Source organism: Bradyrhizobium sp. cf659 (genome assembly GCF_900113725.1).
In the GTDB taxonomy this organism is placed as follows: domain Bacteria; phylum Pseudomonadota; class Alphaproteobacteria; order Rhizobiales; family Xanthobacteraceae; genus Bradyrhizobium.
The window spans coordinates 737,120-761,449 of record NZ_FOQJ01000001.1 but is presented as its reverse complement, the minus strand read 5'-3'; the positions used below and the strand labels follow the sequence as shown (position 1 = coordinate 761,449).

The window sequence follows — 24,330 nt, the reverse complement described above, 5'->3', positions numbered from 1 at the left end:
TTTGCTGATGGTTGGGGTGGTCGGTTAATGGCTGGGGACAAACCGATTTCGCCGTTCTGGTCGCCTGAACGGCACCTCGACCGGCGGCCGTTCCTCCTGGCGAGGGGCGCCGTGACCGGGGCTTTACGGGGCTTTTTCGCCGAGCAGGGCTTCATGGAGGTCGAAACCTCCGTTCTTCAGGTCTCCCCGGGCAATGAGACCCATCTGCACGCCCCCCGTACCGAGATCGTGCGGCCGGATGGCAGCCGGGCCAGCCGCTACCTGCGGACCTCCCCGGAATTTGCCTGCAAGAAGCTGCTGGCAGCCGGCGAGCCCCGAATCTTCGAGTTCGCCCGGGTGTTCCGTGACCGCGAGCGCGGCGACCTGCATCTGCCCGAATTCACCATGCTGGAATGGTACCGGGCCGGTGCGCCCTATGACGCCATCATGGCCGACACCGTCGTGGTCATCGCCCGCGCGGCGCAGGCCACCGGGATCGGGACCTTCTCCTTCCGCGGCCGGACCGCCGATCCCTTCGCCGAGCCGGAGCTCCTGACGGTCGCAGGCGCCTTCGAACGGTTCGCCGGCATCGACCTGCTGTCGACAATCGCGGGCGACGAGGGTAACCGTGCCGCGCTCGCCCAAATGGCCTCCAGCAAGGTCCGGGTGGCCGGGGACGATACCTGGTCCGACATCTTCAGCAAGGTTCTGGTGGAGCATGTCGAGCCGCATCTGGGGCAGGGGCGTTTGACCATTCTGTTCGAATACCCATCTCCAGAGGCGGCACTGGCACGCGTGAAGGCCGGCGATCCCAGGGTCGCCGAACGGTTCGAGGTCTATGCCTGCGGCGTCGAACTCGCCAACGGTTTTGGCGAACTGACCGACGCCGAAGAGCAACGCCGGCGCTTCACGGAATCGATGGCGGAGAAGCAGCGTCGCTACGGCGAGGCCTATCCGCTGGACGAGGACTTTCTGGCCGCCGTCGCCGCAATGCCGGAGGCGAGCGGCGTCGCGCTCGGCTTCGACCGGCTGGTGATGCTGGCCAGCGGCGCAACGCGGATTGATCAGGTGGTGTGGACACCCCCTGCAAATGAAACGCCAAGTGAGACATGACGAAGACCAATCTTGCACGCACCTTGCGTGAGCCGGCCGAGCTCGTGGCCGAGCACCTCGCGCCTGCCGCGGCGCTGCCTGCACTGGAGCGCGTTGCCGCGCGCTATGCGGTCGCGATCACGCCGGCGCTGGTCGAGCTGATCGACACATCCGATCCCGACGATCCCATCGCCCGCCAGTTCGTGCCGACGGCTGCGGAGCTCGAGATGCAGCCGGGCGAGAGCGCCGATCCGATCGGGGATCACCCGCATTCGCCGGTGCCCGGCATCGTGCATCGCTATCCCGATCGCGTGCTGTTCAAGCTCGTTCACGTCTGCGCGGTCTATTGCCGCTTCTGCTTCCGCCGCGAGATGGTCGGACCCGGCAAGGACAACGCGCTCTCGGACAGCGCCTATCGCGCGGCGATCGACTACATCCGCGCGCACGACGAGATCTGGGAGGTGATCCTGACCGGCGGCGATCCCCTGATGCTGTCGCCGCGTCGCATGAGCGAGATCATGGCGGATCTCGCCGGCATCGATCACGTCAAGATCATCCGCCTTCACACCCGCGTGCCCGTCGCCGACCCCGTGCGCGTCAGCGACGAGATGGTCGCAGCGCTGAAGGTTGCGGGCGCGACCACTTGGGTTGCGCTGCACGCCAACCACGCACGCGAGCTGACGGAGGCCGCGCGCGCCGCCTGCGCGCGGCTCGTCGATGCCGGCATCCCCATGGTCAGCCAGTCGGTGCTTTTGCGCGGCGTCAATGACAACGTCACGGCTTTGTCGGATTTGATGCGAGCTTTCGTCGAATGCCGGATCAAGCCGTACTATCTGCATCACGGCGATCTCGCGCCGGGCACGGCGCATCTGCGCACCACGCTGGCGGAGGGGCAGGAGCTGATGCGGCAGCTGCGTGGACGCGTGTCCGGACTGTGTCAGCCTGACTATGTCATCGATATTCCCGGCGGCGCCGGCAAGTCGCCGGTGGGGCCGAACTATGTGTTGGCGGCGCAAAATACCGCACCCGATGCACGTGAAGCGGCGCCGGAAACGCGCTATCGTATCGTGGACTATTGCGGTGATGTTCATCTCTATCCGCCCGAGACGTGAGCGGTGATGGAGCGGACGCCGGTTTGAGGATGGAGGAACGGAAATGAAGCAGATCATCGTGGCCGCATCGCTCCTGGTCTTGCTCGGCGGCGCGGCAGTCGCGCAGACCGGCAGCAAGGGATCGACCACCACGTCGGGACAGTCGGCGGGCTCTTTGCCGCCTGCACCCGTCGGTCATCGGCAGCCGCGCGCCAGCGACGTGCCGAACGAGAAGAATTTAAGCGACCCGAACGATCCCCTCAGCAAGGAAAATCAGGCGCTCGACAAGAAGATCAAGAGCATCTGCCGCGGCTGCTAGGCCGCGCCGATGCGGGCAGGGCGCGACAGCTCGCCCCGCCTGCGTTTGCCTGACCTTACGCCGACCGCTCGTGCAGCCCCGCGCGCGCGGCGTTGCGCCGGATTTCGACCGCATCCGCAAGCTGTTCGAGCACGGTTGCCGTGGTCGCCCAGTCGATACAGCCGTCGGTGATGCTCTGGCCGTAAGTGAGCGGCTTGCCCGGAACCACGTCCTGGCGGCCGGCGACGAGATTGCTCTCGATCATCACGCCCATGATGCGGTTCTCGCCGCCGGAGATCTGGCCGGCAATGTCGGCCATGACCAGCGGCTGGTTTTCCGGCTTCTTGCTTGAATTGGCGTGGCTCGCATCCACCATCACCAGCGGCGCGACGCCGGATTTCGCCAGCTCGTTGCAGGCCGCCGCGACGCTTGCCGCGTCGTAGTTCGGCGTGCTGCCGCCGCGCAGGATGATGTGGCAGTCCTCGTTGCCCGCGGTCGAGGCGATGGCCGAGCGGCCGAGCTTGGTCACCGCCATGAAATGATGCGGATGCGAGGCCGACTTCACCGCGTCCGCCGCGATCCGCACGTTGCCGTCGGTGCCGTTCTTGAAGCCGACCGGACAGGACAACCCGGAGGCCAGCTCGCGATGGATCTGGCTCTCGGTCGTGCGCGCGCCGATCGCGGCCCAGGACACGAGGTCGGCGATGTATTGCGGCGTCGTCATGTCCAGGAATTCGGCGCCGGCCGGGAGGCCGAGATTGTTCACCGCCGACAGCACGTTGCGCGCCAGCCGCAGGCCCTTGTTGATGTCGAAGCTGCCGTCGAGATCGGGGTCGTTGATCAGGCCCTTCCAGCCGACCGTGGTGCGCGGCTTCTCGAAATAGACCCGCATCACGATCTCGAGCTGGTCGGCGAGGTCTTCGCGCAGGGCGGCGAGGCGCTCGGCATAGTCGAGCGCGGCCTTGGGATCATGCACCGAGCAGGGGCCGACCACGACCAGCAGACGGTCGTCCTGGCCGGTGAGGATGGCGTGGATGGCGTTGCGCGCCGCCATCACCACACGCGTTGCGGTGAGCGTGCGCGGCACCTCCCGCATCACCTCATCCGGCGTGCTCAGCTCTTTCAGTTCGCGGATACGAAGATCGTCGGTCGTGCTCAGCACGGCGGGCTCCTGATTGTTTGAACCTGCCGGCCAATAAAAAAGCCGCCAGGTCTGGCGGCTGTTCGGACGTTTGCTGCAATGTGTCAGATTGAGCGCGATCCTCCCGCCGCCAGCGAGCTGTCGTAGCTAAAGTACCAAAAATAGCTGGTGACGAGGGTGATCATGGGAGGCCATATAGCGTGCCATTGGCGGGTTGTCACCCCCCAAAACGGCACAGGCGCGACGAGGCGTCTCAGGTGTTGCTGTTGCGTGCCGCCAGCGCCATGCCGATCAGGGTGGCGCCGCCGAACAGCAGATTGATACCGACGAGCACGCCGATCGCCCATTCCGCAGAGCTCGGCAGCCCCGTGATCACCATGAACGAGATCGCGATGTCGACGAGGCCCGAGATCAGGAGCCACGACCAGCGGCCGCTCAGCTCGCGGCGGTGCTCGAGTGCGTACATGATGGTGGCGACGCCCTCGGCGAGGAAATAGGCGCCGAGCACGATGGTCAACGTCAGCACGGCCTGCATCGGCCGCGCCAGCAGCAGCATGCCGGCAAGCACGGCCAGCGCGGCCGAGATCAGCGACCACCAGAAGCCCGGCGTGCTGCGCGCCCAGTAGGTCACGATCAGCCCGCCAATGCCGCTGATCAGGAACATCCAGCCGAGGAAGATCGCGATGGCAAGGCTTGCGAGCGGCGGCAGGATCAGTGCGGCGACGCCGAGGACGGCGAGCAGGATACCTTCGAACAGGAAGGCCTTCCAATGCGCCTTCACCGTCCGGCTCATCGCGGATTGCAGCCGTGAAAGATCCTCAGGCGATGGCATCGGCAGGCTCCAGCTCGAAAGATGCGTGCTCACTCTAGTATGCGCACACCGCGCTTGCCATCCCGCGGTTCAGCCGCCGCCGTGCGCTGACGAAAAACCTTCGCCGCTGGTGCGAATGCGGTTGCGGCCGAGAATGTAGATCGCCGTTGTGACAACCAGAAGCGCGAGGCCGAGCAGGATCGAGACGAAGCCGATCGGGATCAGGGCCAGCGTCAGATCGCGCTCGGGATTGATCAGCCAGTGATGGATCGAGGTCAGCACGAAGGCGAGGCCGAGAAAGCCGACGCCGCCGCCGGCGAGCAGCAGCGCCCACATCCGGCGCAACTGGCTGAGCCGCTCCCGCGCAACGTCCGTGCGGGGCGCGTGGTGGCGCGCGACGCGCCGCACCAGGCGGATGGCGAAGGCGATCGAGCTGAAGCCGATCAGGAGGCTCGCGGCGCCCAGCCACATCCGGAGCGTCGGGTCCAGATCCGGCATGCGCTGGAGGGTCAGCAGCGGGAAGTCGAAGGCCGAATGCAGCGCGAGCGGGCCGGCGAAGATCAGCAGGCGGCTGGAGAGGCGGGCCCAGTCGCGATGGTGCCGGTTCGCGCCCAGCGCCGTGCCGGCACGCGCGATCGTCAGGTAAGCGCCGGCGATGATGCCGAGCGCACCGTGGAACGGCACGGTCAGCACGCTGCGCAAGGCGGCCAGCGAGCGCCACATCTCGGCATGCTGGACGAGATAGGCGAGGTTCTCGTAGGCGGCGAAGCCGAGGCCGACCGCGGCGCCATAGACCACGGTGTCCATCGGATTGGCAAAAGTCCGCCGCTTGGTCGAGGAGACCAGCACGATGGCGACCACCTTGACGGCTTCCTCGGGCAACGCGACGCCGAAGATCGAATGCATGGCCAGCGCCGCCCAGGGATTGTCGGGGGCTGCGACCATCTTGGCGAAAGGGGCGCGGGCGAGGCCCAGCAGCGAGATGCTGGCCGCGCCGAGCAGGAACGCGGTCCAGACCTGGGCCGGTGGTCCCGGGCGCTCTTCGGCGGCAATGACAAGCCACAGCATCAGCAGCGCCGGGGCGATGGCGGCAGTTCCGATGACGGTGGGCAATGCTTCAATCAGATACATCGGCGCCGAAAATAGGTTCCCTTGATCCGCTTATCTACATTCACCGCTGCGACCATGTGTCATGCGCTTGCTGTCGCCTCGCTTAACGCGCGTGACAGCTCCCGTTCATCCGCACCACCGCACGTTCGGGATCGGGTTGCGATTGGTAAGCCAAATCAAGGAAATGCACAGGTTTCTTCGATTCACGATGGACGTCTCCCGACGGCGGGTCTGGCAAGAGGCGTGGCGTCCGCCGGGACAACGCACGGCCGGTAGATCGGCCTAGTCACGCTTCCTTGTGCGCCGGCGGGGCGATGTGGCGGTACGGCGCGCCCGCACCTGCTCCAGCTCCCAGAAGACGCGCACGAAGCACGAGCCCAGGCAGAACACGATCAGCAGCAGCAGGAAGGCTTGATCGACGGCGGCGACATGGATCATGGCGATTGCCAAGCAACGTGCATGCCAGCGTTTCCGCAGCGGCCTGCGCCCGGTGCAACCGCGCCTTCCACCCGCCGCTGCTTGCGGAGGCTCGAATCCGCGCGTTGCGGCAGGGCTGTCGGGGCCGCCGCTTCCAGCCTTCAGTGCGTCGTGAACGGCGGCGGCTCGGGGGCGATGTCGAAGGCGCCGAGGTGGAATTCCTCGCCGATGGGCTCGTCCGGCTCGGCGTGCTGCGCGAGCAGCGTGAACGCGGCCTGCGGGTATCGCTTCCAGATCTCGAGATCGCCGGCGGTGATGGTGAGCCAGCCGAACGTGTAGATGTAGCGTCCGGGCTCGGTAACCCGGCCGACCCTGTCCCAGGTGATCTTATCGACTCTGACCTTATCGACTGTGATCTTGTCGACTGCCATTCGGTCCCCCGATCGCAAGTCTGCAAATGAGGTCCGGCGCGAGGCACAGACCATCAAAAGCTGATCCCGCAATGGGGCCGCGATAGGGCAGCGATGCGGAGGCAAGACGGCCGGAGGACGGCCGCCGCCTGCCGGGTCAGCGCGTCGTCGTGGCTGCCTGCGCTTCCGCTTCGGACGCCAGCTCCAGCTGGCGGTGCGAGGCGTGGAAGACGTCGTGGACGAGGCCGATCTTCTCCATGCCCAAGATGATCAGGCCGTTGAGATCGATCTCCCACCAGGCGTGCGAGAGATAGGCGTCCCGCGGGAAGCGGTGATGGTTGTTGTGCAGACCCTCGCCGAAGGTGAGGATCGTGGTCACGAACTCGTTGGTCGAGGCGTCGTCGACCTCGAAGCGGCGATAGCCGTAGGCGTGACAGACCGAGCCGGTGAGCTGGCTGACGAGGATCAGGAGATAGGCGCGGAGCAGGCCGGAGAACAGCACGCAGCCGATCATGGCGTGCAGGCCGCCGAAAACGTAGCCGACGACGCCGGGGATGAACACGGCCGACATCCCGTACCAGACCCAGCGCGTTCGCACGAAGAACATCGCGATCGGATCGGCCAGGATGTCCTTGGCATAGTATTCGTTGTCGGTGGTCGCCTGGTCGAACACCCAGCTGCCCTGAGCGTGCAGGAAGCCCTTGAACGCGCTGACATAGCGATTGCCGAAGCCGTCGAACTGCGGGCTGTGGGGATCGCCGACGTCGTCGGCGTAGAGGTGATGGCGACGGTGGTTGGCGACCCATTTGGCGATCGAGCCCTGCACCGCCATCTGGGCAATGGCGCAGAAGAAGACGCGCATGATCGGGCCGGTGCGGAAGCTGCGATGAACGAACAGACGGTGCATGCCGGCGCCGATGCCGAACGTCGTCAGTGCGAACATCCAGGCAAACGTAAACAGCTCCACCTTGCCGATGCCCTGCGTGACGGCCCAGATGATGCCCGCGACCGCGCCGACATAGAGGATGCCGAGGAGGAGATAGCTTTCGCGCAGCTTGGCTTTGACGAGCGGTCCCTCGGTCACGACACCAGGGGGAAGCTGCGGCTTGGCCGCGGTGGGCGCGCTCTGAGTGGTCTCTGCCTGGACGAACTCAGCGTCAGCGATAGTCATTCGGGACTTCCAATGCGCTAGGCCCGCAATGATTGCGGACGGACTGGGTCACACCCTATCGCGCAGGGGTCGCCACCTCCAGTATTTAGTTAAAAAAGAGTTAAAATGGAGCCGGGCAGGCTCAGGCCGACTGTTGCAGGGGCGAGCGCACGATCAGGCGGACGAGGTCGTCCCGCTGCTGCTTCTCGGCGAATTTGACCGCGAAGCCGTTGTCGAATTTGCGGATGACGCGCCCGACGCAGGCGCCGACCGCAAGCGGGGTTCCGACCGGTGGATCATACTCGCAGGATATGGCGACGCCGGCTGTGGAGACGTCGATGATGAAGCAGGGATGGATGCTGCCGTCGGCGAGCGTCAGGAACGTGTGCGAGACCTGCGGAACGAAGCGGGCGTCATTGCGCAGCTCCTGGACGCTGGCGTCCTTCTGCTTTTTCTCCAGCCAGGTCAGCTTCTCCGACATCCAGGCGCGCCGCGCCCGCGTCATGTCGAGTTCCATCAGGAAGCCCGACTTCAGCGTCGCGCTGATCGTGCACTGGAATTCGCCGAAATCCTGGAAATAGGAGGTCACGCGCTCGCCGATCTTGCCGACGACCGGCACGTCCACGATCATGCGGAACGGCGAGACGCGCTTGGTCCGGCAGGCGAAGGTGCGGAGCTTGCCCTCACAATCGTACCAGCGCGGCAGCGAGTAGCTGCCGCTCACGGTGACTTCCACTGCACGCTGCCTGAGGAATTCTGCGACGGACATCAGCGCCAATCGGGTTGCGGAGTATTTCCGTAATTCATCGGTAGCGGTCAAAGTCTAAGCAAATGATACCGTCGCTCATGAGCAGGGGTAAATTTCCGGTAAACGCGCGGCTCGGTCCTGCACCGGGGCAAGCGGCATAAGGTCCCGATTATGGGGCGCGCGAATTCACAACATCGTCATTGAGAGCGGCGGCTCGGCCGTGGCGTTCAGAGAGAGCCGAGCAGAACGAGACAAGCCAGCAAGGCCACGGCAACGAGGAGCCTGATCGTCGTCCAGGCCAGACTCTCCGCACCGATCTCCAATCCGAGCCATGGCAATGCGCGCCGCAGCGCGCGCGTTGCGAATGCTTCGACGATGACGGAGCGCGAAGGCGATGCCGGCAAGGAACGACCATGACTCGGCCGGCGGTATCCACGGCACCGGCCAGGCAGGCACGTTGCCTTTGACGGATACGAGCGGCGCAAGCCATCCGAACAGGTATGCGAAGTTCTTGATGATGTCGGGTCCGACCGCACCGGGCTCGAGCCGTATGCCGATCGCTCCGAGCGCGCGTTCGATGCGCTCACCGTCGGCGAAGAAGAGAAAGGCGCCGAGGTAGAGCGGCACGCGCGACATGAAGAGGAGGGCCATCAGTCCGAACAGAACCGCGTAGCCGTAGGCGTCGCCGAGAATGTCCTTGCCGCTCACGCGCGAGGGTTCCGGCGCGGTCGCGGCCTGGCGCTGCGGAAGCGACCTGGCCCGCGCCATGTGCTCCAGCATCCTGGCGCGCCGGTCCGGTGCGTAGAACGTCGTGCGGTGCATCCAGGGCGGCGGCGCTGGCGAGGCAACGCCGGCTTGGCCGTCCGAGGGGGATCTGGGCTGTTCCATGGGCCTGCACCGGTTCCGATCGGATGTTGGTCGGAGGTGAGGGCCGGGGAGGTTCACGGGTATGGCGGTGGATGTCGCCGCATCGGCCGCGCGCCGTCGCGCGGATGGCGCTCCCTAGCGGAATCGAACCGCTCTCTCCACCGTGAAAGGGTGGCGTCCTAACCGATAGACGAAGGGAGCAAACGCTAAGCCCCGCCGCTTTTGACGGCACGGCCGCCGCCGCCGCTCGAGTCGTGCCCGGCGGCTTGCAGCGGGCGAACGTATAGTGGCCTTTCGGCCCGTGGGCAAGCCGTTCGGGAACGGTCTTTTGGAACCGTGGACAGCGCCCTCAAGGGGATGATTCTGGGCCGATTTCAACGGTTTCTTAGGGGCCTCTGAGGTAGCGCTGGAGCGGGAGATTTCACGCCAATGCCTCCGCCCAAGAAGCGCGCAGCCCGCAAGCTGCTGTCGCAGCACGCCTGGATCACGCTCGACGGCGGATTCGCGGCGCGGCATTGCCTGGTCCAGGACATCTCGAGCTCGGGCGCCAAGATCACCCTGGACGAGGATGCGAGCCAGCTTCCGGGGGTGATCCGGCTGGCCTTCGCGCGCGATGCCCGCACTGGGCGGAACTGCCAGGTGGTCTGGCGCCGCGGTAAGTCGGCCGGGATCAAATTCATCTGACATCGCCCTGGCGCTACCCGCATGGCGCGCGGCACCTCGCCGGGCTAGAAGGCCGGGATGCGTACGCCGCTCCTCATCCTGATCTCGTTGCTGGCCACGTCCGCGGCCGCAGCCGATCGCCTGCGCCTTCCGGCCGCCGAGCGGCCGCAGGCGGGCAAGACCTTGCCGCTGAAGGGCACGGGCGGGACGGCGAAGGCGAATTCCTGCGCCTCGTATGGACTTGGCTTCACCATGATCGAGGCGACCGGGACTTGCGTGAAGGTCGGCGGCTCGATCCGCGGCGACGCCGCGGTCCGGCGTTGAGCCGCATGGCGCCGGATCTGTTGCGCCTCGATATCGTCGTCCCCGTGCTGATGTATTGCGCGCTGCTGTGGTGGGTCGGCCGCGGCCTGAGCTGGACCGCGCGGCTCGCCACCGCCGCCGTGACGCTGCTGCTGATCATCTGCGTGCTGCTGGTCGAGCGCGGCTGGGGCTAGGGCGCCCTCAAAACAAAAACCGCGAAAACAACCCCATGCACAGTAGCCGTCACGTGCGAGCGCGATGTCGGCCGCGTGCGCCAATACGGCGATTCATCACGCGCTCATCGCAGCTTAAGCCGCGCCAGCGGCTCACGACATCGGCGGGGCGACAAACTGTGCAAATCCGGGGCGTTTGCCGAGCTCGGCGAGCCAGCGCGTCAGGTTCGGCTGCGCCGGCCGGGTGATGCCCTCGACGCCGAGCCAGCGCCGCGCATAGGAGCCGATCGCGATATCGGCGAGCGTGAACTGCTCGCCCTCCATGAAGCGGCGCGTGGAGAGCAGGCGATCGGCGATCGCCCAGATCTCGGCGGCGGCATCGGCATCGCGCTGCACCTGGATCATGTCACGCTCGGCGGGCGCCGTGCGCACGATGCCCCAGAACACCGGGCGGTCGACCGGCTGCACCGCCGACAGCGTCCAGTCGAGCCAGCGGTCGACGGAGGTGCGCAGCTTCGGCGCTTCCGGATAGATCGGCGTGCCGCGTCCATGCGCGAGGCAGAGATAGCGCATGATGGAATTCGATTCCCACAGCACGAAGTCGCCCTCGACCAGCGTCGGGATCCGCGCATTCGGGTTCATCGCGAGATACTCGGCCTCGCGGGTCTTGCCGTATTGCATGCCGGCGTCGATGCGCTCGTAAGGCAGGCCGAGCTCGGTCAGGCACCACAGCACCTTCTGCACGTTGACCGAATTGGCGCGGCCCCAGATCGTCAGCTTGGTGTCAGGCATGAAGCTCCTCCCGCGGCGTTTTCGGTTGTGCGGGTGATAGCGGAATTTCCTGTGCCGGACGACGGCGATTGCGGCGCGCCCCTCATGCAAAAAGCTCCACCATGGGCAGAGCTTTCATTGCAGGATGAACCTGACGATCAGTGGCCGAAGAACAGCCACAGCAGAATGATCACCGGGATCGGCACGCCCAATAGCCACAACAAAATTCCGCGTCCCATCGCGTTCTCCTCCAATCGCATCGTTGAAGAGTGAACGCGGGCGGCGAGGGCTTGTTCCTAGCGCGCGAGGCCCTACCAGTGGCCGGTGTTCGGCATCGACGACCACGGCTCCTGCGGCGGCTTCGGCTCGCCCTTCTGGAGCAGCTCGATCGAGTGCAGGTCGGGCGAGCGGACGAAGGCCATGTTGCCGTCGCGCGGCGGACGGTTGATGGTGACGCCGGCCTTCATCAGCTTCTCGCAAGTGGCATAGATGTCGTCGACCTCATAGGCGAGATGGCCGAAGAAGCGGTCCTCGCCGTACTTCTCCTCGTCCCAATTGTAGGTGAGCTCGACCAGCGGCGCGCCGCGGCTCGAGGGCTGCTTCTTCAGCGCCTCGAGATCGTCCGACGAGCACAGGAAGACGAGCGTGAAGCGCCCCTTGTCGTTCTCGATCCGCCGCACCTCCGTCAAGCCCAGCGCATCCTGGTAAAACTTCAGCGCGACATCGAGATTGCGCACGCGCAGCATGGTGTGGAGATATCGCATTTTGTAGAACTCCTTGAGGAAGTTTGTTGTTCTTACGTGCGGTACGGCACAGTGGCGCACTGAATAGCAGGAAAATGCAGTGGAGGCACTGCCATACATGTGGGTTACGTGCGGGCACATTTCACTTTGTTCCAATGGTCTAGATCAGGCCTCTTCGTTCAGCCTAAAGGGATCACGAGAAGGCGTGCCTTAAAGGAATCCATGTGACTTGGAGGAACGTGAAGCCAGCGGGAATTGCTATGAGCGTCAGCCCGATGGCGTAGACCACAAAGATGAAGCACCGTAAGCTTCGGTGCCACATATCGAGAATCATCCACTGCATCAGGCAGAATTGCGCCAGATATCCCACCGGGTCGATGCGGTCGTAGACCTTGTCTTTGAAATCAACGTTGTTGATATCAAAATACGCGTACATCCAAACGGGCATAGTATCCCAAAGCCACTTGAGCCTGTGCTGAACGACTTCGGCCTGCTTCAGGTTGATTTGATGCTTCGCCTCCGTCTCGGCCATTTCGAATTCATTTGCGTAGTGCTTCACCTCTGGCGGGCAGTAGATGCTGTAGAGAATGGTTGCTGTCGCTACAAAGAAGCTGCCGTAAAACAGGAACCAGATACGCCAGACGTTGGGCAAATAGTTCAGCAGCCAGCCATCATATTTGATCGTCAGGTACTGATGGATGTTCTCGTTCAACAGCAACATGTAGCCAAAGGCGGGCATCAGTATAGAAGCCCGAACGATGTTCGAGCTGCCAAGCTCCTTGAGATGTCGCCACCGCGAATGCTCTTCGAGCCATTCGAAAGCGCAAATGTGGAAATATCGAAGCTGCATCGTGGCCTCGGTAACCAAATCGGTAGAGCAAATGGGGTGCACTCCGTCCAAATATCAATACCTAACGGCTGGACTCATGGTTCTCTTTTTGTTCTAGACCGTCATTCGAATCGAGGGGCGCTAAGATGCCGGGTGCTGAGCGGGCTGAAGTGCTGAGATACTACAGCGACGAGCCTGACATGTCGCCATTCCTCAAAGCCCTGAATGAGGCTCGCCGCCTTGCCACCAGGGAAGGTTGGTGCAGGGCTCATGTCGAAGCCATCATGGTCTCGATCGACCAGTGCGCGGAAGCGGCGACCGGTAATCGCGAGTATTTCCTCAACAAGCCGCACAGCATTGGCGGGTCGCGACGAAGTGATGTGCCTTGACCTCGGTCTTAAGCCGAAGAAGACCTAATTACTCTTCCTCTCGAGCCAGGCGATTGGATGTTCGAGGGGATGGGCTCGAGGCCGGCGGAGTGGCTGGGGAGGGGGTGCTGGACCGCTTAGCGGCTGTGGAAAAGTTCCTGCTCGTAAATCAGCTCTAAGACTTCAAATGGAGAGCTGCGCCGTGGCCTCAATACCCGTGATGTTCACTCTTGGCGAAACACTGCGATCCCATTGATCGATAACGGGCTCGTCAGTCATTTCTTGCAGTCAAGCAAAAACGACCGACAGATTGGTCGGTGCTTTTTGCTTGTCGGCAGTGCCAATCGTTTCGCACAAATAACTCGCCCCCGAGAGATCAGCTCTGAAAAATATGAAGAGCTGCGCCATGAGTGATCCCGAGCTGGATGTTAAGCGTTACTCGGAGAGATCTTCCTTCACCCGCTCGTCGAAGGCGGTGAGAAGCCAGTTGAACAACTCTGAGCTAATTCGCAGGTTGCGCATCGCTTGAATGTGGTCCTCCGTCAGCTCTTGTTCCTTGCGCAAGACCATCCGATTGTTTTCCTTGTCCACCGTGAAGGCGGTCTTGTTGGAGCAGAAATTTGGGTGGGCGAACTCGGACAGCCAGCCATAGATGTCCTCGACCATCTCCTTTTTCTCATGGAAAAACTCGGCGTCCAGGTACTTGTCGGTATGCTGAACGCAGGTGAGGATATTTACGGGACAATTGCCCAGTTCGAATAAGTTGTGCTTGGCTCCCATCAAGCCGTTTCTAATGTCCTGTTCAAAGGTCTCGAACGTGATGTTTCCGGCCTTCAATGACTGCAGACGGCGCGTGAAGTACCCAAGAATAGCCATCGATTCGATATGGCCCCGAACAACCAAGGACAGACCGTACAAATTCTTCTCCGCCAGCATCGTGCTTGAGGCAGTCACTAACTGATCGGCGCGATGGATGAGAACCTGCTTGAGAAGCTCGCAGTTTAGTCGAGCGTTCTTCTTCGGTGTCAGCTCTTCTGGCTTGCCGTAATCGACACAGTCCGCCCGCTGTTTTAGCAGGGTCTCATGATGCGTTTCGATAGCCGTCTGAAGTTCGGCCTCGTTGCGGTTCGTGAGAATATCGGCGGCCTCTTTAGACAAGCAGGCCATTACAAACTCCAATTGCTAAGAGGTAGACTTGGCCCCATGCCGTCTCCGATACGAAGCCAACGATAGCACGAAACCCTTATTTTGTAGTGTTTTCTGCAATTTTGACTTCACGATTTGTCGTGTTTGATGGCTTCCATCGACCTCACAACTTCAGTCAGCCGCCGCCGGCCTTTTGGTCGCGGCGGCACATGAATCTTCCGGTGGTAGACCATCCGCTTTTCCTCGTGCTGGATTTTGCCCGGGTCCACGCTCGGCTCGACATCGAGCAAAAGCGGCTCTTCCTCCTCGTCGGGCTTCTTGGCGATCTTGGCCGGCTCCGTTCGCCGTGAGTTCGGGGGTCTCTCGCGCAGCATAGGCAGATTCTCGAATATGAGGGCCTGCCGCATCTTCTTCCGGTCCTCCTCCGAGAGCTCCGTTGATATCTGCTGCAGCTCGTCCTGTACGTCCTTGAGCTGGACCCGCAGCTTTTCGGTACCCATGCTCTCGGCTGCCTTATCGAGCTGTTCGATCCTCTTAAGCACCCGGTTGATTTTCCCTGGCGTCTTCAGGCGGCGCTCGACCCGGTAGACTTGGCCCTTATTGACCTTCGCCGCCTCTGCGAATGCGCCGCACACGTCCGCGCTATATTCGCGGGCGTCCTTGCACATCTCCTGAATGCTTTCCTTGAAGCCCTTGTAGTCCGCGATCGCGCCGTAGACCGCCAGCACTCCGGCCACGGACACCCACGTCTTCAGCGACCCTTCTTCGAGCCGGACATCGACGGTGACGCCGCCGCCGTAAATATCCAGCGCCGTCTTGACCGCTATCTTCTCTGCACGCCGACCGAGACTGTTTAAACGTTTCCGGCCGACCTTGTATGGCTTCAAATGAATGTACGTCTGGGCAAGCTGAACCAAAATTCACCCCCACCGCAGTCAAAATCTGCCGATACTACCGCTGATTGCTCGGCAAGGCTATCCACACCTCTCCTGATCCCCACTTCATCCTTGACGCATTCTCACGCAAGGCCGTCGACTGGAATTACGGGGAATTACGGTGACAGTGCACTCAATTGATGTTGTTTGCCCAAGTGTGACTTTTGCGGTGCCGTAGTCCGTAGAAGGACGCCGATGAATGCAGCGGGGACCAGTTACCAATTCAATTGCGGTGGCGGCGCACGCGGCTTCAAGCCTGGCAGCTGGCGATAGCGCAGATGAACCGACCGAAATGCCGGCGCGACCAATGCACGGCTTCAGAAGGTCTTCATGACATGAGCTGGAAGAAGAAATACGCGATCAGTTGCCTGGTAGCCATGTTCGTTTTCACGGCCATGCAATCCTACGATCGCCCCAACAGGGACGTCCCCTTTGGCGCTGTCATCGTGATGGCGGCCGTATGGCCCGTCACAGTGTCCCTCATTTTGGGCGGTGCTGTCGGCGAGATGGTTCGCGATGGCTTGCCCAGCGAGAGTTGAGCAGGTCCTCGGCTCCCGAGAACCGAGGCTTCGACCTGTTCGGCGCCGAGCAACGGCGAACGAACCTGATGCGGCTTGCCGCTAAATTTCTCGCCGTCTGCGCCTAGGCTGCAATCCGTTGTTCGACAGGCGCGGTCAAGACCTTGAGCGCTTGCGCATGCTGCAGGTCAGGGACCGCAATCGCCGTGTGGCTGTAGATCGCATGGGTCCGCGATCTTGCGATCGTGTCCAGGATCTCCTTGCCCTTGATGACATGGAGGCCCATGCCCTCTTCGGACGGGAAGATCGCCAACACGACGTCATAGGCCGCGATGACGGCTTTGAGCGCCTCGGCCTTGTCTTCGGCGACGTCGACAAACACGCGAACATCGGCCGCGAGTTCACGCAGCTCGTGAAAATCCAGCACTGTGGGATACTCCAACGCAACGATACCAAGAGGAGCTTGGATGCGTTGGGTTACTGAAGTGTCAACAACGCGGTCCGAGCCACAGGTTTCACGATGAGGTATCTTGCGACCGCCCGTGAACGCCGTTGTCGCGCGACAGCTACGTCACTTGGCGTAGCCCTGGGAGCGGAGCCATGCGATCTTGCGATCTCCATTCATCCAGTCATCGGCGTCTGCCTTGCTGGTGAATCCCGTGATTTCTCGCTGCTCGCTGCCGGGATAGTCCGCCAGGATCTTCCAGTCGCCATCGGCGATCCGGACCGCTCTAAACGTCACTTTTGTTTTGGCCATGGCGGCACTATGCAGCAAATGCTCGCGAAAGAGAACCCGCCTTAGGTTCGCCCACCGTTCCGCGTCTCAGGGAGCAGGCCATGCTGCTGTTCATCGGCCCGCGGCTGTTCGTCTTGCTGTTCTATGCCGCAGTCAGGGCAAGACGGGCGGGCCTCTCCGGTACCAGGGCGCGCTCATTGTCGTCGCCGGCTCGGCCGGCATTGTTGTCCTGATGTTTGGAATCCTGGCGTGGGGTTTTCGCAACTTCGGGTAATACGGGGCATCGATGCTGCCTCGCGGCGAACCGGCAGAACCCTCTACGGTCATTGCCGAATTCGATTCGGCGCGTGTCGATTCAGTCGCCGTTATCCCGCCGAAAGAGCCGGAACTCACGTCAAACTGCGGCTTGCGTTTTCGGCCCCGATGGGTTCTAAGCCCGGTGACTTCCTGACCGCTGGCATGAACACAAAGCGCGCTGCGCGGCTTTGTCGCGTGCCCGGCACGGTACCCTCAAAGCGCGCGCGCACCCAATTCAGAAGGACGTTCGACATGGCGAAGATGACCAAGACTCAATTGATCGATGCGATTGCCGAGGGCACGCAGCTTGCGAAGAACGACGTGAAGTCGGTCATCGAGTACATGGCGACGGTCGGCTACAAGGAGCTCAACGAGTCCGGCGAGTTCGTCATTCCCGGTTTCGTGAAGATGTCGGTCGTGAACAAGCCGGCGACCGAAGCCCGCATGGGTGTCAATCCCTTCACCAAGGAGCCGATGCAGTTTGCGGCGAAGCCCGCGAGCAAGTCGGTGAAGGCCTCGCCGCTGAAGGTCGCCAAGGACGCTGTCTGATCCGGCCATCGCGCGCCGCCTGCGTGCCTGGAGCCCCGTTCCGATGGCCTCGGAACGGGGCTCTTGTTTTTTGTTCTGACGCGCTCTCTTGACGCGAAAAAGCGAAAACCCCGCCTGGGGGAAGCGGGGTTTTCTGATGGGGGTGAAGCCTGGGGGAAGCTTCAGGAATGAGACGCGCGAGCCTCGCAAAAGGTTCAGCCCCTGAAGAAGAGATAGTGCTGGGCGACCGCGACCGCGAACAGCGCGATCATCGAATTCGGGTTTGACAATGCGGGGACGGGGTGTTCGTTCCGCGCCCTCGCTGAGCATTCCACCTGTGACGTAAAGCTCAAAAGGAAAACCCCGCGGTTGCGCACGGGGTTTTCCAAACTGACGGCGATGGGATTTTCAGCGCCTAGCCGTCAGCCGTACCTCAAACTTAAAGTTGAAAATCCAAAAAGCAACAGCGCCGCGGTGACGGAATATGTTCGTCAGGCGGCGCTGCCGTATGACTGGGCGCTGAAATCCCCAGCCTTCATGGGTCCGCGCAGCGCCCAAAAGGTTCAAGACGATGTGCGTGGAAATCGCGCGCGAGGGGCTGGACTTTTTGTTCTCATTTTGTTCCTATGAGCCACCTTGGAGGTGACTCATGACCATCGAAAAACAGCGCGAAGTGATCAGGCTCTGGAATCAGCTCAGGAAGGTCGAGGGCCCGGCGGCAGAAGAGCTCCGCATCCAGATCCTCGAATGCTTCTCCGAGAAGAGCAAAGAGAAGCGCGCGGCTTGATGAGCCTTCGGCCGGACGTCGGCCGCGATGGCGCACGAGATCGTCATCGTGTTTGCGGTGGTCTCGAAACTTCGGCGCCCAAGATTTCTGCTGGCGAAGATTTCTGCCGGCGAAGACGTGGCGGCACGCGACTTCATCGATCGTTAGGAATCGCTCCGCGCTGATTTTCTCGACTCCGATTCGTTCTTCGAGAACGAAATGGAGTCGGATGCAGAACAAGTTGCGCTCCTCGGCGTCGATGCGAACGCACGTGTCAGAACGAGACAGCGTGAGGTGTCGCACAGTGCCACTCTCGTCTCCCTCGCAGGACATTCGCGAGGAGAGAGCGACATGGGTGCGTGCTGGTGGATCGAGATGTTCGCCGGGATCGCAACAGTGTTCTGGTCCGACAGGCACGCAAGGTCATGTGCAAGGCTGCGCAGCGGCAATTCATCGGTGCCGCAGCTGTCGCCGCGGCGATCGATGTCGGCCGAGACGACATGACGGGACTATTCCACACCGCTTGTTAAGAGTTGCTCCGCGCCGATTTCTTCGATTCCGATTCGTTCTTCGAGAACGAAAGGCAGGCGAAGCTGGAACAAAGCCGGTCGGCGGACGGCGGGCCGGCGTTGGCGTTGGCGCGACGCCTGAAGCGGCTCGCCGGCAGTCTCGGTGCGCTGCACCAACGCCTAACGAAAGCTTGCGCGGGAAGCGATAACCCTATTCGGTTAGGTTAAAAGCCCAATCGCGTTGCGCTTGCCGCGGGTTGGAGTAGGTGTTTGGCAAAGACAAGAAGCGACTTTGCCAAGAAGCCATTTTGCCATGACACCTTTTTCAGAGCCGTCCTTTTATCAAGGCGACCGGCACACCTACAGGCGCGTCGCCATCGTCGGCACGCTGTTCTGCCTCGCTTTCGTGGTGATCAGTTTTTCGCTGCGGCCGCAGCTCGAGGACACGCGCGTCGCGGTCAAGGCCGACCGGCTGGTGCGTACGGCAGGCCAGGCGCCGCACGCCAACTAGCGCTCGTCACCGCCGATGCGGTCGTCGGCCGTCGCGCGCGGGCACGCAGTGCCGCGGCTCGCGAGCGCGACGAAGCCGGCATAGCCGGACAGGTTGAGCAAGACTTCAAGCCACACGGGCATGTCGGACCTCACTTGCGTGAAGACAACCTCAACTTGCGTACGCGGCGCTTTGTTCCCGGCTCGCAAAAAAGAGATCCGCCTAAAAGCTAAAGGAAGTCAGCCCTAAAGCCGGGAGGAGGGGTCGAGCCGCCGGCCGAGGGTCGCGACGGACTTGGAGGAGGGCTGTTCCCTGAGGAACTCGGCGATGGCCCGCGCCAGCTCGCCGTCGCTCATCGGCGTCGGCGGCGGGCGCAGCGTGCCGACACCGAAATTGCGGACGATCTCGTCGTAATGCTGATCGCCGGATATGGGAACGAGCCGGCGGATCCGAGCCAGCAAAGCGGATATCGGCAATCTCTCCTCCTCGGCGCTCCGCCCCGTCGGCAGTTGTTGTTCCCTGCTGCCATTTGCTCCCGTGGAACTGAAAACCCCGCCAGCATCGCGGAGGATACTGACGGGGCTTTCGTGCTGGGCCTTCACCGGATAGCGGAGGCTTCGCACTTGCAGTCTCAACTGACATGCGGCGATTTCGTTCCGCCTCGCATCGACATTTTTTTGACAGGCTTCGGTTCCGCGCCGCGCGCAACCATCAAACGTCCCCAGCGTTGTCTCCCCTGGACGCGAAGGAGGAGCTCATGAAGAAAACACTGGCAGTTCTGGCCACCGTCGCAGCCGTCGGCGTGACCGCGGTGGCGGCGCCTGCGCCTGCCGAGGCGCGCGGTCGCGGCATCGGTCCGGGCCTCGCATTCGGTCTCGCCGCCGGCGCGATCACCGCGGGCGCGGTCGCCGCGTCCCGCCCCTACGGCTATTACGGTCCGGGCTACGGCTATTATGACGGCCCGGCCTACTATTACGGTCCTGGCCCGTACGCCTATTATGGCGACGGACCGTATTATCGCCGCCACTATTACCGCCACTGGTAACGGCGGGCCAAGTGAAAAGCCCGGAGCGATGCTCCGGGCTTTTTTCATGCGTGGCGGTCAGGCGCGTGCTACGGCCAGAGCGAGGGCCGCTCGACCTTGCGGGCGTTCTCGAGCGTCGAGACGAAATACTCTTCCCGCTCGCGCTTGAATTTTTCCTGGGTGGCACGGAAGGCGGCGACACGGGCGGCGATCTCTTCGCGTTCACGGATCTTGCGTTGTTCGTCTTCGGTCATGTCCATCCCCTCTGTTCACACTTGGACGATGTTACTTGGGCTGCGTTTATTGGGCAGTGTTTACGAGTGTGCTCAAGCGCTGCCGCCGCACCGGGCCTTGAGTCGCATCAATACATGCATTGGCGCTTCTGATTGGGGCGTCAATGGGGAGGAGGCATTGCAGGATTGTGATATGCGAAGGGCGGAAAAAATTGCCGAGTGCGTTGCGTTCGCAGTTGATAACAGCGTCAACGATCTTGCCGCTTGCGAATCCTGCAGCTAGCGCAAGAGCAAAGCGGGAGGCGTGCGATTGATTGCATCGGATCTTCGCAGCGGCGTTGAACGTCTCGGCGACATGATCGCCGAGGCAAAGACCATCGTGCCGTTCACCGGTGCCGGTATCTCGACCGAATCCGGCATCCCCGACTTCCGCTCGCCGGGCGGAATTTGGACGCGCTATCGTCCGATAGAGTTCGGCGAATTCGTCGCGAGCCGGGAAGCCCGCGACGAATCCTGGCGCCGCCGCTTCGCGATGGAGGAGACCTTTGCGGCGGCAAGGCCCGGCCGCGGCCATCGCGCGCTCGCGTCGCTCTACCGCGCCGGCAAGGTCCCGGCGGTCATCACCCAGAACATCGACAATCTGCACCAGGCCTCGGGCTTCGCCAGCGAACACGTGATTGAACTTCACGGAAATACTACTTATGCGCGATGCATCGGATGCGGGCTGGCCTATCAGCTCGACTGGGTGAAGCGCCGTTTCATTGAGGACGGCGCCCCCGACTGCACCGTGTGCGGCGAACCGGTGAAGACCGCCACGATCTCGTTCGGCCAGATGATGCCGGACGAGGAGATGCAGCGCGCAACCGCGCTGTCGCGCGCCTGCGACCTCTTCATCGCGATCGGTTCCTCGCTCGTGGTGTGGCCGGCGGCGGGCTTTCCGATGATGGCGAAGAACGCAGGTGCACGTTTGGTGATCATCAATCGCGAGCCGACCGAGCAGGACGACATCGCCGACCTCGTCATTCGCCACGACATCGGCGAAACGTTCGGACCCTTTGTCGGCAATTGAGGCGTTAGTTTGATTCGCGGCTGTGCAAGCTGTTCATAGGTTCCGGCGAATCTCTTTTTTGTCTATGCGTCGCAACCGGGAGTGTTATCTTTTGAGTCGAAAGATTCGCGTCGCGTCGAATTGAGAACATTCTCTTAAGACGCGTGATTCGAGCTCCGCCACTGTGGCGGGTTGCATGGCATGTGTGGGGTCCGGGGTTATGGGGTCGTCGGACGGATTTGAGTCCAAAAAGCTTGGAGTTCCCGGACAGGGCACTTCGCCGGGGCGCATGACGCCGGGCGAGCACGGCAGCGGCCGCGAGAGCGGGCTCAGCCCGTTCACCGGCCTCGGCGAAGCCAGCGCCAACCTCGTCGAAGTCCACGGCGTCATCAAATGGTTCGACGCCTCCAAGGGTTACGGCTTCATCGTTCCCGACAATGGCTGGCCCGACGTGCTCCTGCACGTGACCGTGCTCAGGCGCGACGGCTTCCAGACCGCCTATGAGGGCGCCCGCATCGTCGTCGAGTGCATCCAGCGCGCCAAGGGCTACCAGGCGTTCCGCGTGGTCTCGATGGACGAGTCGACCGCGATCCATCCGGCGCAGATGCTGCCGCCGCGCACCCACGTCACGGTGACCCCGACGAGCGGGCTGGAGCGGGCCCAGGTCAAATGGTTCAACCGGCTGCGCGGCTTCGGCTTCCTGACCTGCGGCGAGGGCACGCCCGACATCTTCGTGCACATGGAGACGCTGCGCCGCTTCGGCATGACCGAATTGCGCCCCGGCCAATATGTCCTGGTTCGCTTCGGGCCCGGCTCCAAAGGCATGATGGCGGCCGAGATCCATCCCGAGACCGGATCGCCTGGACTGCAATCGCACTAGCGGCGGCCGGGTCATCAATTCAATTCCCGCAATCGTGAGCAGAGGCGCGCCGGCTGACCGGCGCGCCTCTGGCTTTTCGGGCGGTCGCCGCGTAGGACTGTTCCGTTCCCACGCCCTGAGTGCCATCCCATGAAGTTTGATCGTAAGGCTGTCTGGTCCGTCGCGAGCGGCTGGCTTGCCGCCATCCTGGTCGTCGCCGGCGTTGTCGTGGCGGGCGGACCCGTCCGCGCCGCGAGCTTCCAGCCGCTCGAGATCGTCACCAAAAGCGGCGTGCAGGTGTTCTCGGTCGAAGTGGCAACGACCGAGCAGGAGAAGCAGACCGGCCTGATGTACCGCAAGGAGCTCGCCGACGGCAAAGGCATGCTGTTCGACTTCAATCCCGAGCAGGAAGTGTCGATGTGGATGAAGCACACCTATGTCTCGCTCGACATGATCTTCATCCGCGCCGACGGCCGCATCCTGCGCATTGCCGAGAATACCGAGCCGCTGTCGACCAAGATCATCTCGTCCCAGGGCCCCGCGCGGGCCGTTCTGGAGGTGGTGGCGGGAACGGCGCAGAAATACGGCATCCGCCCCGGCGACCGCGTCGGCCACCCGCTATTCGGCAGCAAATAGAGCCATCCGTCGGGGGGCTTGCCAGCCTTGCTGGCAACTTTAGGAAGCTTGCTGGCGCTTTGGGAAGCGTGTATCGACAGGGCTCGCCGGACATTCGGGGTATAGCGCAGCCTGGTAGCGCGGCAGTTTTGGGTACTGCAGGTCGTTGGTTCGAATCCAGCTGCCCCGACCATTTCAACGATTATCAATCTAAATCAATATGTTACCGCGCGCCACGGAAGCAAAAATGCTGCGAGTCGTAACAGTCGATTGAGACATCTTTTAGGGGTAGTTCGTGAGCCCCCACGCGTGGCAAGAATTGAAAACCGGGATCGATATTCTGACGGCGCTGGCCGCGCTCGCGGCCGCTGTTCTGTGGATCAAGTCTGCCTGGGTGGAGGTCTGGGCAGACGGTCAGACGCAGCCCAAAGCAACGAACATGGTCATCAGCAAAAATGGTCGCCTGTTTGACGTAACCGGCACGGCCCAAGCACAGTCCCGGTGGAGTGCTTACGCGGCCTATGCGGCTGCCGCCGCAGCGGGACTTCAGGCGCTTGGCGTCGTCGTAGGCATCATCATCGCCCGTAGCTCGCCATAGATAAATTCAGCCCGGCGCCGCACTTCGTCCGGGATGTAAAAGGTGTGGTCGTCGCCGATCTTGGTCCGCGCCCGGGAGCGGCCCTCATAGGCGTAATCGGCCCAGCCATCGTCACAACGCTGGGGATTGAGGTCGACTTGATAGGCGGCGCCACGGCCTTCCCAGCGGCCCCAGGCGGCGCGCATAATCTCCGCCAACCCGGGGAGGTCATCCAAACCTTCAATTGCACCATGCAGATGCGCCCGTCCGTCCTTGGTGACGTGCACGGAGAACCAATAGAACGGGACGCGACCCAGGCGATCCTTGAGCTTGCGATTGAAGGCAAGAGCGAGAGACTTGGTGAAGCCCTTGGGATGGGCGAGGGCTTTGGCTTCCGCTTCCGGAGTGAGGTTGAAGGTCCACGACGTGGGTTGAGACCAGACCTGTAGAGCAATGGTTGAGCAAGCTAGCTTGAGGCGGTCTGAGGCGTGGTCCCAGACGCATAGAGCGGGTGGGGAGTGTTCGCTACTAAAGGAAGCCTCTGCGGCATCCGCCGAAGGCAGCTTGAATCTGCGAATCCGATCAAGCAGTTCTTTGTCTTTTTTGTCCGAGCGGCGTTTCCGGCCCGTGACCTTATGCGACGCGCATTTCCCGGCCTCGCGTGACCTTATCGGACCACTTAGGGCTACGGCGGTGACCACCTTATCCGACTCGCCAGCCGTGACCTTATCGGACACCGCTGCAACGGCGCATTCCTCGCCGGGCAGTAGTTCGATGATCTCTGCGATCTCACGTTCTGGATCGAAAGCTGGCTGATCCGCCAGCCAAGCGTCCAAATTCTTGCTATACTCGTCTTGTGCTTCTGACGCCGACACGTCGGAAACTCCTTCTGTTGAGCCTCAGGGATGCGGGTCCCTGGGGCTCTTATTTTGTGTTCAATTGAGAGTATAGCGTCCGGTGAAGGGGTCTGACTTTTCGCGCCCTACAAGGGAGAGCCGCCTCCCTCGAACGTGAACATTTTTCGCGGCGCAACTTAAAGAAAACTGGCCTATACGGTTACGTTCGCAACGGCCACGCGTGGCCGA

Annotated in this window: 38 protein-coding genes and 2 tRNA genes; 20 read left to right on the top strand and 20 right to left on the bottom strand. The window is 62.5% G+C overall.

Going from position 1 to position 24,330, the window contains the following annotated elements:
• Positions 1-27 precede the first annotated feature (27 nt).
• The 3 genes from epmA to BM118_RS03785 are packed head-to-tail and all read left to right on the top strand — an operon-like array spanning position 28 to position 2,481.
• Positions 28-1,092: an EF-P lysine aminoacylase EpmA gene (gene epmA / locus BM118_RS03795; RefSeq protein WP_092182340.1), complete on the top strand. Its 1,065-nt coding sequence runs from the start codon at positions 28-30 to the stop codon at positions 1,090-1,092.
• Positions 1,089-2,183 (top strand): lysine-2,3-aminomutase-like protein, encoded by a 1,095-nt coding sequence (locus tag BM118_RS03790; RefSeq protein WP_092182338.1) that lies wholly within the window; start codon positions 1,089-1,091, stop codon positions 2,181-2,183. The genes epmA and BM118_RS03790 overlap by 4 nt, the downstream gene beginning before the upstream one ends.
• 43 nt (positions 2,184-2,226) lie before the next feature.
• A complete protein-coding gene (locus BM118_RS03785) occupies positions 2,227-2,481 on the top strand; it encodes a hypothetical protein (RefSeq protein WP_092182336.1) in 255 nt (84 codons plus the stop codon).
• Between the two features lie 55 nt (positions 2,482-2,536).
• Here BM118_RS03785 and BM118_RS03780 read toward each other — a convergent pair whose 3' ends face one another.
• The 9 genes from BM118_RS03780 to BM118_RS03745 all read right to left on the bottom strand — a co-directional run bounded on the left by BM118_RS03780 (position 2,537) and on the right by BM118_RS03745 (position 9,315).
• Positions 2,537-3,622, bottom strand: coding sequence for a 3-deoxy-7-phosphoheptulonate synthase (locus BM118_RS03780; RefSeq protein ID WP_027542662.1), 1,086 nt, complete (start codon positions 3,620-3,622; stop codon positions 2,537-2,539).
• Between the two features lie 232 nt (positions 3,623-3,854).
• Positions 3,855-4,433, bottom strand: coding sequence for an HdeD family acid-resistance protein (locus BM118_RS03775; RefSeq protein WP_092184247.1), 579 nt, complete (start codon positions 4,431-4,433; stop codon positions 3,855-3,857).
• A gap of 69 nt (positions 4,434-4,502) precedes the next feature.
• Complete coding sequence (locus tag BM118_RS03770) at positions 4,503-5,543, bottom strand: PrsW family glutamic-type intramembrane protease (RefSeq protein WP_092182334.1); 1,041 nt, start codon at positions 5,541-5,543, stop codon at positions 4,503-4,505.
• Positions 5,544-5,804: 261 nt separating this feature from the next.
• Entirely contained in the window at positions 5,805-5,960 is a 156-nt protein-coding gene (locus BM118_RS41160; RefSeq protein ID WP_177233992.1) for a hypothetical protein, read from the bottom strand.
• A gap of 140 nt (positions 5,961-6,100) precedes the next feature.
• Positions 6,101-6,370 (bottom strand): hypothetical protein, encoded by a 270-nt coding sequence (locus BM118_RS41155; RefSeq protein WP_244550046.1) that lies wholly within the window; start codon positions 6,368-6,370, stop codon positions 6,101-6,103.
• A gap of 136 nt (positions 6,371-6,506) precedes the next feature.
• A complete protein-coding gene (locus tag BM118_RS03760) occupies positions 6,507-7,520 on the bottom strand; it encodes an acyl-CoA desaturase (RefSeq protein WP_092182332.1) in 1,014 nt (337 codons plus the stop codon).
• A gap of 121 nt (positions 7,521-7,641) precedes the next feature.
• Positions 7,642-8,268 (bottom strand): PilZ domain-containing protein, encoded by a 627-nt coding sequence (locus BM118_RS03755; protein WP_092184245.1) that lies wholly within the window; start codon positions 8,266-8,268, stop codon positions 7,642-7,644.
• 165 nt (positions 8,269-8,433) lie between these two features.
• The gene (locus BM118_RS03750; RefSeq protein WP_244550045.1) at positions 8,434-9,135 is read right to left on the bottom strand and encodes a hypothetical protein; all 702 of its coding nucleotides are present in this window, start codon (positions 9,133-9,135) and stop codon (positions 8,434-8,436) included.
• A 105-nt stretch (positions 9,136-9,240) separates the two neighbouring features.
• Positions 9,241-9,315: transfer RNA gene (locus tag BM118_RS03745), tRNA-Glu, on the bottom strand.
• 228 nt (positions 9,316-9,543) lie between these two features.
• On the opposite strand from BM118_RS03745, the gene BM118_RS03740 reads away from it, so the two are divergent.
• Genes BM118_RS03740 through BM118_RS03730 form a run of 3 tightly spaced genes read left to right on the top strand, consistent with a single transcriptional unit; the run spans position 9,544 to position 10,274 of the window.
• Positions 9,544-9,798: a PilZ domain-containing protein gene (locus BM118_RS03740; protein WP_092182330.1), complete on the top strand. Its 255-nt coding sequence runs from the start codon at positions 9,544-9,546 to the stop codon at positions 9,796-9,798.
• 57 nt (positions 9,799-9,855) lie between these two features.
• Positions 9,856-10,101 (top strand): hypothetical protein, encoded by a 246-nt coding sequence (locus tag BM118_RS03735; protein WP_092182328.1) that lies wholly within the window; start codon positions 9,856-9,858, stop codon positions 10,099-10,101.
• Between the two features lie 5 nt (positions 10,102-10,106).
• Complete coding sequence (locus BM118_RS03730) at positions 10,107-10,274, top strand: hypothetical protein (protein WP_092182326.1); 168 nt, start codon at positions 10,107-10,109, stop codon at positions 10,272-10,274.
• Between the two features lie 132 nt (positions 10,275-10,406).
• Here BM118_RS03730 and BM118_RS03725 read toward each other — a convergent pair whose 3' ends face one another.
• The gene (locus tag BM118_RS03725; RefSeq protein ID WP_092182324.1) at positions 10,407-11,045 is read right to left on the bottom strand and encodes a glutathione S-transferase family protein; all 639 of its coding nucleotides are present in this window, start codon (positions 11,043-11,045) and stop codon (positions 10,407-10,409) included.
• Between the two features lie 51 nt (positions 11,046-11,096).
• Here BM118_RS03725 and BM118_RS41150 point away from each other — a divergent pair, with 51 nt between their 5' ends.
• Positions 11,097-11,297: a hypothetical protein gene (locus BM118_RS41150; protein WP_177233991.1), complete on the top strand. Its 201-nt coding sequence runs from the start codon at positions 11,097-11,099 to the stop codon at positions 11,295-11,297.
• A gap of 38 nt (positions 11,298-11,335) precedes the next feature.
• Here BM118_RS41150 and BM118_RS03720 read toward each other — a convergent pair whose 3' ends face one another.
• Both BM118_RS03720 and BM118_RS03715 read right to left on the bottom strand, forming a co-directional pair.
• Entirely contained in the window at positions 11,336-11,788 is a 453-nt protein-coding gene (locus BM118_RS03720) for a VOC family protein (protein WP_092182322.1), read from the bottom strand.
• 172 nt (positions 11,789-11,960) lie between these two features.
• Complete coding sequence (locus BM118_RS03715) at positions 11,961-12,617, bottom strand: hypothetical protein (protein WP_143099418.1); 657 nt, start codon at positions 12,615-12,617, stop codon at positions 11,961-11,963.
• 179 nt (positions 12,618-12,796) lie between these two features.
• Here BM118_RS03715 and BM118_RS03710 point away from each other — a divergent pair, with 179 nt between their 5' ends.
• Positions 12,797-12,985, top strand: coding sequence for a hypothetical protein (locus BM118_RS03710; RefSeq protein WP_349527806.1), 189 nt, complete (start codon positions 12,797-12,799; stop codon positions 12,983-12,985).
• 414 nt (positions 12,986-13,399) lie between these two features.
• Here the strand turns inward: BM118_RS03710 and BM118_RS03705 are convergent, their stop codons facing one another.
• Together BM118_RS03705 and BM118_RS03700 are read right to left on the bottom strand one after the other, a co-directional pair.
• On the bottom strand, positions 13,400-14,131 hold the full coding sequence (locus tag BM118_RS03705) for a hypothetical protein (protein WP_092182316.1): 732 nt from the start codon (positions 14,129-14,131) through the stop codon (positions 13,400-13,402).
• 107 nt (positions 14,132-14,238) lie between these two features.
• On the bottom strand, positions 14,239-15,027 hold the full coding sequence (locus BM118_RS03700) for a hypothetical protein (protein WP_092182314.1): 789 nt from the start codon (positions 15,025-15,027) through the stop codon (positions 14,239-14,241).
• 353 nt (positions 15,028-15,380) lie between these two features.
• Between BM118_RS03700 and BM118_RS03695 the strand changes: the two genes are divergently transcribed.
• Entirely contained in the window at positions 15,381-15,584 is a 204-nt protein-coding gene (locus BM118_RS03695) for a hypothetical protein (RefSeq protein WP_092182312.1), read from the top strand.
• Positions 15,585-15,687: 103 nt separating this feature from the next.
• On the opposite strand, the gene BM118_RS03690 is transcribed toward BM118_RS03695, so the two are convergent.
• Together BM118_RS03690 and BM118_RS03685 are read right to left on the bottom strand one after the other, a co-directional pair.
• Positions 15,688-15,990 (bottom strand): hypothetical protein, encoded by a 303-nt coding sequence (locus BM118_RS03690; protein ID WP_092184243.1) that lies wholly within the window; start codon positions 15,988-15,990, stop codon positions 15,688-15,690.
• A 144-nt stretch (positions 15,991-16,134) separates the two neighbouring features.
• Positions 16,135-16,320: a hypothetical protein gene (locus BM118_RS03685; protein WP_015686278.1), complete on the bottom strand. Its 186-nt coding sequence runs from the start codon at positions 16,318-16,320 to the stop codon at positions 16,135-16,137.
• An 80-nt stretch (positions 16,321-16,400) separates the two neighbouring features.
• Here BM118_RS03685 and BM118_RS42530 point away from each other — a divergent pair, with 80 nt between their 5' ends.
• The 5 genes from BM118_RS42530 (at position 16,401) to BM118_RS03670 (ending at position 18,910) form a co-directional block, all read left to right on the top strand.
• Positions 16,401-16,532, top strand: a complete 132-nt coding sequence (locus BM118_RS42530) for a hypothetical protein (protein ID WP_283806351.1) — start codon at positions 16,401-16,403, stop codon at positions 16,530-16,532.
• A gap of 316 nt (positions 16,533-16,848) precedes the next feature.
• Positions 16,849-17,145, top strand: coding sequence for an HU family DNA-binding protein (locus tag BM118_RS03680; protein WP_027542683.1), 297 nt, complete (start codon positions 16,849-16,851; stop codon positions 17,143-17,145).
• A 348-nt stretch (positions 17,146-17,493) separates the two neighbouring features.
• Positions 17,494-17,754, top strand: a complete 261-nt coding sequence (locus tag BM118_RS41145; RefSeq protein ID WP_177233990.1) for a hypothetical protein — start codon at positions 17,494-17,496, stop codon at positions 17,752-17,754.
• Between the two features lie 19 nt (positions 17,755-17,773).
• Positions 17,774-17,911 (top strand): hypothetical protein, encoded by a 138-nt coding sequence (locus BM118_RS41140; RefSeq protein WP_177233989.1) that lies wholly within the window; start codon positions 17,774-17,776, stop codon positions 17,909-17,911.
• A gap of 801 nt (positions 17,912-18,712) precedes the next feature.
• Complete coding sequence (locus BM118_RS03670) at positions 18,713-18,910, top strand: hypothetical protein (protein WP_092182310.1); 198 nt, start codon at positions 18,713-18,715, stop codon at positions 18,908-18,910.
• Here the strand turns inward: BM118_RS03670 and BM118_RS42525 are convergent.
• Both BM118_RS42525 and BM118_RS03660 read right to left on the bottom strand, forming a co-directional pair.
• Positions 18,907-19,032, bottom strand: a complete 126-nt coding sequence (locus tag BM118_RS42525; protein WP_092182308.1) for a hypothetical protein — start codon at positions 19,030-19,032, stop codon at positions 18,907-18,909. The two genes, BM118_RS03670 and BM118_RS42525, sit on opposite strands and share 4 nt — an antisense overlap.
• A 102-nt stretch (positions 19,033-19,134) precedes the next feature.
• Positions 19,135-19,365 (bottom strand): hypothetical protein, encoded by a 231-nt coding sequence (locus BM118_RS03660; RefSeq protein WP_092182306.1) that lies wholly within the window; start codon positions 19,363-19,365, stop codon positions 19,135-19,137.
• Between the two features lie 281 nt (positions 19,366-19,646).
• Between BM118_RS03660 and BM118_RS03655 the strand changes: the two genes are divergently transcribed.
• On the top strand, positions 19,647-19,934 hold the full coding sequence (locus tag BM118_RS03655; RefSeq protein ID WP_092182304.1) for a hypothetical protein: 288 nt from the start codon (positions 19,647-19,649) through the stop codon (positions 19,932-19,934).
• A 68-nt stretch (positions 19,935-20,002) separates the two neighbouring features.
• Here the strand turns inward: BM118_RS03655 and BM118_RS41135 are convergent, their stop codons facing one another.
• Entirely contained in the window at positions 20,003-20,167 is a 165-nt protein-coding gene (locus BM118_RS41135) for a hypothetical protein (protein ID WP_164933808.1), read from the bottom strand.
• 289 nt (positions 20,168-20,456) lie between these two features.
• Here BM118_RS41135 and BM118_RS03650 point away from each other — a divergent pair, with 289 nt between their 5' ends.
• The 5 genes from BM118_RS03650 (at position 20,457) to BM118_RS39930 (ending at position 23,266) form a co-directional block, all read left to right on the top strand.
• On the top strand, positions 20,457-21,215 hold the full coding sequence (locus BM118_RS03650) for an SIR2 family NAD-dependent protein deacylase (RefSeq protein ID WP_177233988.1): 759 nt from the start codon (positions 20,457-20,459) through the stop codon (positions 21,213-21,215).
• A gap of 199 nt (positions 21,216-21,414) precedes the next feature.
• Positions 21,415-22,074, top strand: a complete 660-nt coding sequence (locus tag BM118_RS03645; protein WP_027542689.1) for a cold-shock protein — start codon at positions 21,415-21,417, stop codon at positions 22,072-22,074.
• 129 nt (positions 22,075-22,203) lie between these two features.
• A complete protein-coding gene (locus BM118_RS03640; RefSeq protein WP_092182300.1) occupies positions 22,204-22,689 on the top strand; it encodes a DUF192 domain-containing protein in 486 nt (161 codons plus the stop codon).
• Between the two features lie 95 nt (positions 22,690-22,784).
• Positions 22,785-22,861 (top strand) — tRNA-Pro (locus tag BM118_RS03635).
• Positions 22,862-22,963: 102 nt separating this feature from the next.
• On the top strand, positions 22,964-23,266 hold the full coding sequence (locus tag BM118_RS39930) for a hypothetical protein (RefSeq protein WP_143099417.1): 303 nt from the start codon (positions 22,964-22,966) through the stop codon (positions 23,264-23,266).
• Here the strand turns inward: BM118_RS39930 and BM118_RS03630 are convergent.
• On the bottom strand, positions 23,215-24,120 hold the full coding sequence (locus BM118_RS03630) for a hypothetical protein (protein WP_092182298.1): 906 nt from the start codon (positions 24,118-24,120) through the stop codon (positions 23,215-23,217). The two genes, BM118_RS39930 and BM118_RS03630, sit on opposite strands and share 52 nt — an antisense overlap.
• Positions 24,121-24,330: the final 210 nt, after the last annotated feature.